Annotated in this window: 8 protein-coding genes and 1 pseudogene; 5 read left to right on the plus strand and 4 right to left on the minus strand. The window is 75.0% G+C overall.

What is annotated here, in order from left to right:
* Positions 1-192, plus strand: a pseudogene (locus ABD317_RS30095) (1-phosphofructokinase); the annotation flags it as partial.
* Between the two features lies 1 nt (position 193).
* Positions 194-1,093 carry a class II fructose-bisphosphate aldolase gene (locus ABD317_RS30100; protein WP_344293919.1) on the plus strand — a complete coding sequence of 300 codons (900 nt, stop codon included), beginning with the start codon at positions 194-196 and terminating at the stop codon, positions 1,091-1,093.
* A 112-nt stretch (positions 1,094-1,205) separates the two neighbouring features.
* On the opposite strand, the gene ABD317_RS30105 is transcribed toward ABD317_RS30100, so the two are convergent.
* The gene (locus ABD317_RS30105; protein WP_344293921.1) at positions 1,206-2,183 is read right to left on the minus strand and encodes a carbohydrate-binding protein; all 978 of its coding nucleotides are present in this window, start codon (positions 2,181-2,183) and stop codon (positions 1,206-1,208) included.
* Between the two features lie 184 nt (positions 2,184-2,367).
* Complete coding sequence (cdgB, locus tag ABD317_RS30110) at positions 2,368-4,065, minus strand: diguanylate cyclase CdgB (RefSeq protein WP_344293922.1); 1,698 nt, start codon at positions 4,063-4,065, stop codon at positions 2,368-2,370.
* Positions 4,066-4,427: 362 nt separating this feature from the next.
* Between cdgB and ABD317_RS30115 the strand changes: the two genes are divergently transcribed.
* Positions 4,428-4,928: a flavin reductase family protein gene (locus tag ABD317_RS30115; RefSeq protein ID WP_425582469.1), complete on the plus strand. Its 501-nt coding sequence runs from the start codon at positions 4,428-4,430 to the stop codon at positions 4,926-4,928.
* A gap of 16 nt (positions 4,929-4,944) precedes the next feature.
* On the opposite strand, the gene arfB is transcribed toward ABD317_RS30115, so the two are convergent.
* Positions 4,945-5,376, minus strand: coding sequence for an alternative ribosome rescue aminoacyl-tRNA hydrolase ArfB (arfB, locus tag ABD317_RS30120; RefSeq protein WP_344293924.1), 432 nt, complete (start codon positions 5,374-5,376; stop codon positions 4,945-4,947).
* 188 nt (positions 5,377-5,564) lie between these two features.
* Between arfB and ABD317_RS30125 the strand changes: the two genes are divergently transcribed.
* Complete coding sequence (locus tag ABD317_RS30125; protein ID WP_344293926.1) at positions 5,565-6,140, plus strand: TerD family protein; 576 nt, start codon at positions 5,565-5,567, stop codon at positions 6,138-6,140.
* A 107-nt stretch (positions 6,141-6,247) separates the two neighbouring features.
* Here the strand turns inward: ABD317_RS30125 and ABD317_RS30130 are convergent, their stop codons facing one another.
* Positions 6,248-6,976, minus strand: coding sequence for a pentapeptide repeat-containing protein (locus ABD317_RS30130; protein WP_344293929.1), 729 nt, complete (start codon positions 6,974-6,976; stop codon positions 6,248-6,250).
* A 101-nt stretch (positions 6,977-7,077) separates the two neighbouring features.
* On the opposite strand from ABD317_RS30130, the gene ABD317_RS30135 reads away from it, so the two are divergent.
* Positions 7,078-8,067: a zinc-binding dehydrogenase gene (locus tag ABD317_RS30135; protein ID WP_344293932.1), complete on the plus strand. Its 990-nt coding sequence runs from the start codon at positions 7,078-7,080 to the stop codon at positions 8,065-8,067.
* The last annotated feature ends 118 nt before the right edge of the window (positions 8,068-8,185 follow it).

Here is an 8,185-nt window from a genome sequence, read left to right on the forward strand (position 1 = left end):
GCCGTCGCCGGGCTGCTGTCCGGGCTCGCCGAGGGGCTGGACTGGCCCGCCCGGCTCGCCCGCGCGGCGGCGCTGTCCGCGGCGACCGTCGCCGCACCCGTCGCGGGCGAGTTCGACGCCGCCACGTACGCGGACACGCTGCCGCGGATCGAGATCACGTCGGGCCGCGGCGCGGCCCGGGAGGGGGCCTGAGATGCCACTGACGACCACCGGAGAACTCGTCGCCGCCGCCCGCGCCGGCGGCCACGGCGTGGCCGCGTTCAACGTCATCACGCTGGAGCACGCCGAGGCGATCGCCGCCGGCGCGGAGGCCGCGGGCGCGCCCGCGGTGCTGCAGATCTCGGAGAACGCCGTACGGTTCCACCGCGGCCGGCTCGCGCCCCTCGCGGCGGCGACGGCGGCCGTGGCGCACGCCTCGTCCGCGCCGCTGTCGCTCCACCTGGACCACGTCGTCTCCGCCGACCTGCTGCACTCCGCGCACGGGCTGGGCTTCAGCTCGGTGATGTTCGACGCCTCGAAGCTGTCCTACGCCGACAACGTCAAGGCCACGGCGGAGGCGGTGCGCTGGGCGCACGAGCACGCGATGTGGATCGAGGCAGAGCTGGGCCGGGTGGGCGGGAAAGAAGGTGAGAAGGTCGGCGGCGACGCGGGGCCGGGCGGGCGGGAGAAGGCAGCCGAGGCGCCGCTGGACGCGCACGCGCCCGGCGTGCGGACGGACCCGGCGGAGGCGGTGGCGTACGTCACGGACACCGGGGTCGACGCGCTGGCGGTCGCGGTGGGCAGCTCGCACGCGATGACCGAGCGCACGGCGGCGCTGGACCAGGAGCTGATCGGCCGGCTGCGGGCCGCGGTCGCGGTGCCGCTGGTGCTGCACGGCTCGTCCGGGGTACCGGACGCGGAGCTGCGGCAGGCGGTGGCGGCGGGGATGGTGAAGATCAACGTCGGTACGGCGCTGAACACCGCGTTCACCGGCGCGGTCCGCGGTTATCTGGACGCGCACCCGGACGTGGTGGACCCGCGCAAGTACCTGGCGCCGGGGCGGGACGCGATGGCGGCGACGGTGCGGCGGTTCCTGGAGGTCGTCGGCGGCTGACGGCCGCGTGGCCGGGCCGGCGGGCCCGCGTACGCGCCGGCCTCCCCGAGGACCCTCGCGGGCCCGTCGCTGCCGCGGCGGGCCCCTTGCCCCGGTCTACGGCCACCCCGGTCTACGGCGTGTCGACGTGGCCCTCCTTGAGCCACACCTGGCCGATCGCGGACTGGCACTCCTTGTTGCCCGACTCGCAGGACAGCGTGATCTCGTTGGCGCCCTCGTCGAGGGAGATCCACGAGAACGTCCGGGTCCAGCCGGCCACCCAATCGTCCTTCTTGGCGCCGGCGAAGTTCTCCATGTTCAACGGGCGGCTCTGCGGCTCGCCGTTGATCGTGAGGGTGAGGTCGGCGTTCTTGCCGGGGACGCTGTAGCCGACGAAGAGCGTGTACTCCCCGCCCTCGGAGACCTCGGGCTGCCAGGTGGCGGACGCGCCCTCGTTGTACATCCCGTGGACGTACGGGCCCTCCTCGGAGACCTCCGGGTCGTTGCCGACGACCGCGCCGCCGGCCAGATCCAGCTTCGCGCCGTCCTCGGTGGGCGGGGCGGTCGGGTCCTTCTTCGGCTTGTCGTCGCCGTTCTTGCCGCCGCCGTCGCTCGCGTCGGTGCTGGGGGCGACGGAGTCCGGGTCGCCGCCGCCGACGTCCCCGGAGTCGCCGTCGCCGCTGAAGAGCACGGCGGCCACGATGGCGATCACGACCGTGGCGACCACGGCCACCGCGCCGAGCATCAGCCCGTTCCGCCCGCCGCCGCGCCCGCGGCGCGGGCCGTCGTCGTCGTGGCCGGGCGGGAAGGACGGCGGCTGCGGCGGGGGGCCGCCGTAGGTCTCGGGCGCCGCGTAGTGCGGGCTGGGGCTGGCCTGCCCGTACGGGTACGCCTGCTGGGGCGGCACCTGCTGGGCGGCCTGCTGGCCGCCGTACGTGCGCTCGCCAACCGCCCTGACCTGGGTGTACGACGTGCGGGGCACGCCGCGGGCCGGTGCCGCGCCCTCGCCAGGACCGGCGGCCGGTGCGGCACCGCCCTCGGGGCGGTACAGGTGGGCGAAGGGGTCGTCGTCCTCGGGCGGCGTGCCCGCACCGTGGTTGCCGGCCGTCATCTCCCTCTCACTCCCTGGTGGGCGTTGCGTCCGGTCCGGCGAATCGCCGGCCAGAGGGCGAGCCTACCCCGTCCGGAGCAGTGCCCGAGCGTTCCTCCGGCCGACTGTGGACGAAGCCACGACGCGCCCCTGTGGACAACCCGCGGCCCCGGCGCGGCCGGCCCCCCGGCCCGTACCCGCCCCACTAGCCCGCCCGGCGGTGGGAACGGCCCTGCGAACGGGCCCGCTTCTCCCGGTACATCAACTGGTCGGCGGAGCTGAGGATCTCCTCGGTCGACATCCCGCACACCGCCCAGCCGGTGCCGATGCTCGCGCCGACGCGCACGGGCCGCCCGTCGACCCGGATCGGCGGGATGATCGCGTTCCGCAGCCGCACCGCCAGGTCCTCGGCGCCGCCGGGGGTGAGGCCGTCGGCCAGCACCACGAACTCGTCGCCGCCGAGCCGCGCGACGGTGTCGCCGTCGCGGACCGCGCCGGTCAGCCGCTGCGCGACGGCGATGAGCACGGCGTCGCCGGTTTTGTGCCCGAAGCGGTCGTTGATGGACTTGAAGCCGTCGAGGTCGCAGAAGAGCACCGCGAGCCCCTTGCCCGCGGAGTCCCCGGCGCCGCCCGCGGGGGTCATCGCGTGCACGTGGTGCTCGTACGGCCCGGGGCCGGCCCACTGGTGCTCCTCGGCGCCGTCGGCGCCGAAGCTGTGGCCGTTGGTGTCGACGTCGCCGGCGCCCGGTCCGGCGCCGACGATGGCCCGCCCGCGCGGCCCCGGCAGGCCGGCGGCGGAGTGGCGGACGGCGCCGGTGTACAGCTCCGGCGGCCGGTCGCAGAGGCGGGCGGTGAGCCGGGCGCGCAGCTCGGCGGCGTTGGGCAGGCCGGTGAGCGAGTCGTGGCTGGCGCGGTGCGCGAGCTGCGCCTCGTGGCGCTTGCGCTCCTCGATGTCCTCGACGTGGGTGAGGAGGTAGCGCGGGCCGTCGGCGGCGTCGGCCACCACCGAGTTGCGCAGGCTCACCCACACGTACCCGTTGTCGCGGCGGGCGAGGCGCAGCTCGGCCCGGCCGCCCTCGGCGAAGGTGCGCAGCAGGGTGCCGACGTCCTCGGGGTGGACGAGGTCGGAGAACGACAGCCGGCGGAGGCTGGAGGGGGCGCGGCCGAGGAGCCGGCACAGCGCGTCGTTGGTGCGGATCAGCCGGCCGTGGTCGTCGCCGCCCATCTCGGCGACGGCCATGCCGCTGGGCGCGTACTCGAAGGCCTGGCGGAAGCTCTCCTCGCTGGCGCGCAGCGCCTGCTGCTCGCGCTCCAGGCGCACCAGCGCGCGCTGCATGTTGGCGCGGAGCCGGGCGTTGGTGATCGCTATGGCGGCCTGCGAGGCGTACATCTGCAGCGCCTCGCGGCCCCAGGGGGTGGGCACCCGGCCGTTGACCGGCTTGTCGACGGAGAGCACGCCGAGCAGCTCGCGGCCGGCGTCGTAGATCGGGGCGAGGAGCCGGTCGCCGGTGGCCCAGTCGCCGGGGGCGGAGGGCGGCGGGACGACGGGGTGGGTCTGCGGGACCTCGTCGTCGTCGAGGACCCAGCCCTCGCTGTGGGGTATGTAGCGCAGCTCGCCCCACTCGACGCCCATGCGGAGCCGGCGCTCCCACGCCTCGCGCGGGCCGACCCGGCCGGCCATGAGCGCCTCGGCGGTGGGATCGCCGCCGACGGCGGCGACGACGAGGTCGCCGTCGGGCCGTACGAGGTTCACCGCGGACACCTCGTAGCCGAGGGCCACAAGCCCGTCCGCGACGCTCTGGAGCGTGTCGGCAAGACTGCGCGTCTGGTTGAGGTCCGCGAGGACCTGATGCAGCCGGCGCAGGCTCGCCAGCTTTACGTAAGGCTCGGCCTCCGTCTCCATACCTGCCCTCCCGTCCCGCCCCGACCTCGGCGGGAGCCCCCCGCGTGGAATTTCACCAACGACACCGCCACTGAATCACAGGCAGCTCTTCGGCGGGTACACAGGGTCAACATTCGATGCTCTCTGTGACTCAAGTCACAGGACGGAGAGGTGTTAACCGGCGCGCGGCAAAGCGCCGTGCGCGGGCCGGCGGAGCGTTCACGCCGGGTGGAACCGTGGATCGTACGGGACTCCGGGCCGGGCCGCACGGCACGGGGACCTAGGACCCCGATCCGCCCTCGGCCCGATGCCCGCGCCCGACCGGTCCCGTTACGGTCGGGGGCGTGCTGCATGAGACGCAAACGGTGGCCCATCCTGTTGGGGTGAGCGACGAGGAGTTCCGGGCGGCCATGAGCCGGCTGGCCGCGGGCGTGGTGCTGGTCACGGCGTACGACCCGGACCCCGGACTGGACGGCGAGGACGTGGGGATGACGGCGACCGCGTTCCTGTCGGTGTCCCTGGACCCCCCGCTGGCGATGGTCAGCGTGCGCAACGGCTCCCGCATGGACGAGCTGCTGACCGAGCGGGAGGAGTGGGCGGCCTCGGTGCTCTCCGAGAGCCAGCGGCACATCGCCGGGCGGTTCGCGATGAAGGGGCGGATCAGCGACCGGCTGCTGTTCGACGACATCCCGTACACCCGGGGTGCGGTGACGGGCTGCGCGCTGGTCGGCGGGGCGCTGGCCACGGTGGAGTGCCGGACGGAGCAGCGGGTGGTGGCGGGGGACCACACGCTGGTCATCGGGCGGGTGCTGAGCGCGGCGCAGCCGAGTTCGGACGGGAGCCCGCTGGTGTACTTCCGCGGGCGGTACCGGACGCTGGGCTGAGTGGAGTACGGAGCCGTCACTGGCCCCAGCCGCGGCCCGTACGGCCGCGCTTGACGTCCGACCGCTGCTTCTTCTCCCGCAGCCGGCGCTCGTTGACGCCCCGCGGGACCTTCCGCTTCCGGCGCGGCGCGGGCGGCGGCGCCGTCGCCTCCGCCAGCAGCGCGGCCAGCCGCACGGCGGCCGCCTCGCGGTTGCGCCACTGCGACCGGTGCTGGCCCGCCCGCACCACGACCTGCCCGTCGACGAGCCGGTCCGCGAGCCGCCGCAGCGCCCGCTCCTTCCACACCGGCGGCAGCGCCTGCGTGCGTGCGAGGTCGAAGCGGACCTCCGCCCGGGTGTCGCTGGTGTTCACATGCTGCCCGCCGGGCCCCGAGGCACGGGAGAAACGCCACACCAGCTCGGCCTCCGGCAGGACGACCGAGCCGCGGATGCGGTAGGGACCGGACATGCCTCCCATGGTCCCGCGCAGGTGTTCGGCCTGTCACGCGGGTTTGTCTCCCGCCCGGAAGTGGCCGGAAGTGAGGGCGTACGGTACGTGGAACCGGGTAGGGCACACCGGCGTTGAGGCTCGTAGAAGGTCGAGGCTCGCAGCAGAGGGCTCCGGCACGCGGAGCCAGAACCAGGAGGGGACTCCCCATGCCCGTAAGCCTGTCCAAGGGCGGCAACGTTTCGCTCACGAAGGAAGCCCCCGGGCTGACCGCCGTCACGGTCGGACTCGGCTGGGACGTCCGCACCACCACCGGGGTCGACTTCGACCTCGACGCCAGCGCGATCGCGGTGAACGCCGAAGGCAAGGTCTTCTCCGACCAGCACTTCATCTTCTTCAACAACCGGCAGTCGCCGGACCAGACGATCGAGCACACCGGTGACAACGTCACCGGCGAGGGCGAAGGCGACGACGAGCAGATCAAGGTCAACCTCGCCGGGCTGCCGCCGGAGATCGACAAGATCGTCTTCCCGGTCTCGATCTACGACGCCGAGTCCCGCAGCCAGAGCTTCGGCCAGGTGCGCAACGCGTTCATCCGCGTCGTGAACCAGGACGGCGGCACGGAGATCGCCCGCTACGACCTGTCCGAGGACGCGGCGACGGAGACCGCGATGGTCTTCGGCGAGCTGTACCGCAACGGCGCGGAGTGGAAGTTCCGCGCGGTGGGCCAGGGCTACGCCTCGGGCCTGACGGGCATCGCCCAGGACTTCGGCGTCAACGTCTGACGCGGACGGTCACGTAGCGCGTACGCAGGGACGCACGTACGACGAGAGCCCGGTGGCGCCCAGCGCGGCCGGGCTCTTCGGGTCCGGTCAGAACTCGGTTCCGCAGCTCAGTCGCGGTCGTCCACCGCCCGGACCGCCACCCCCACCTGCGCCGCGAAGGCCGGGGCCAGGGCGAGCAGCTGGTCCGGGCTGATCACCGCGCCCGCCAGGCGGTCCACGCCGCGGTCGAGGGTCAGCTCCGCAGCGCGCCGCAGGTCCACGTCCGTCAGCCGCGCGCCCGAGAGGTCCGCGCGCTGCACCGCGCAGCCCTCGAACGCCACCCGCTCCAGCCGCGCGTTGCCGAAGTCCGGCTCCGCCAGCACGCAGTCCTCGAACACGACGTCCGTCAGCCGCGCCCCGCGCAGGTTCAGGAAGTCCGCCTTGCCGCCCCGCACCACCACCCGCTCCAGCGTCGCCCCGGGCAGCTGCACGCCGCCCAGCCGCGTGTCCGTCAGCTCCACGTCCCGCAGCGTCGCCCCCGCGAGGTCCGTGCCCGCGCCGCGCACCTCCGCCAGCACCGAGTCGATCAGCCGCGCGTTCGGCAGCCGCGCCGCGTCCAGCACGCAGCGGCGCAGCGCGCAGTCCAGGAAGCGCGCGCCCGCGCCGTCCGCCCCCGTCAGGTCGAGCCCGGTGAACTCCAGCGCGTCGTAGTCCCCGTCGGGCTCCAGATCCGCCGCCCGGTACGCCCCGGCGTCGCCGCCCGCACCGCCGCGGCCCCCGCCGCCGTACTCCCCGAGGGCCTCCGGCAGCCGCACCTCCGGCCGCCTCGGCACCCTGATCGCCTTCCGCCGCGTCATGCGCCCCATCGTGACGCACCCCACTGACAACGGGCGGCCGTCCGGCACGGCGCGGCTCCCGCGCTTGACCTGAAGCGCTGTTCACGTTGTCCGCTGGTCCCATGCACGCCATACGACTACACGCCTTCGGCCCCGCCGAGAACCTCGTCTACGAGAAGACCGACGACCCCGTACCCGGCCCCGGCCAGGTCCGTATCGCCGTCGCCGCCGCCGGAGTACACCTCCTCGACACCGCCCTCCGCCGCGGCGAGACCGGCGGTCCCATGCCCCCCGCCGACCTGCCCACGATCCCCGGCCGCGAGGTCGCCGGCACCGTCGAGTCCCTGGGCGACGGCGTCGACCCGGAGTGGCTCGGGCGCCGCGTCGTCGCCCACATCGGCCTCGTCCCCGGCGGCTACGCGGAGCTGACCGTCACCGAGGCCGAGCGGCTGCACGCGCTGCCCGACTCCCTCGACGCCGCGGAGGCCGTCGCGATGATCGGCACGGGGCGTACGACGATGGCGTTCCTGCACTTCGCCGCGGTGACGGCGGACGACGTCGCGATCGTCACCGCGGCGGCGGGCGGCGTCGGTTCGCTGCTCGTCCAGTACGCCCGCAACGTCGGCGCGTACGCCGTGGGCCTGGCGGGCGGCCCGGAGAAGGTCGCGCAGGTACGGGACCTCGGCGCGGACACCGCCGCCGACTACACCGACCCGGCCTGGCCCGAGCACGTACGCGCCGCCCTCGGCGCCCGCCGCGCCACCGTGCTCCTCGACACCGTCGGCGGCCCCGCCGCCCGCGCGGCGGCCGGCCTCCTCGCGCCGGGCGGGCGGCACCTGGTGCTGGGCTGGTCGTCGGGCGCGCCGCTGGAGTTCACGGCGGCGGAGCTGGCGGAGCGGGGCATCACGTCGGTCAACGTCCTCGGCCCCGACTGGCTCAGCCGCATCGGCGGCGACAACCCGCTGCGGCGGATGGAGGAGGCGGCGCTGACGGAAGCGGCGACGGGCCGCTGGACGCCGCTGGTGCAGCGCTACCCGCTGGCGCGGGCGGCGGAGGCCCACCGGGCGCTGGAGTCGCGGGGGACGGTGGGGAAGGTGGTGCTGGAGCCGTAGGGGGGGCGCGGGAGGCCGGCCGTGCAGAGCCTCCGGCGACGCGGGGCGGGAGTGCGCGGGGTAGGCGGCGGGGGTACGGGGGCTGGCGCCCGGGCGTGGCGGTGGTCCGGGCGGAAGT

The organism is Streptomyces synnematoformans, from assembly GCF_039531005.1.
Classification (GTDB): domain Bacteria; phylum Actinomycetota; class Actinomycetes; order Streptomycetales; family Streptomycetaceae; genus Streptomyces; species Streptomyces synnematoformans.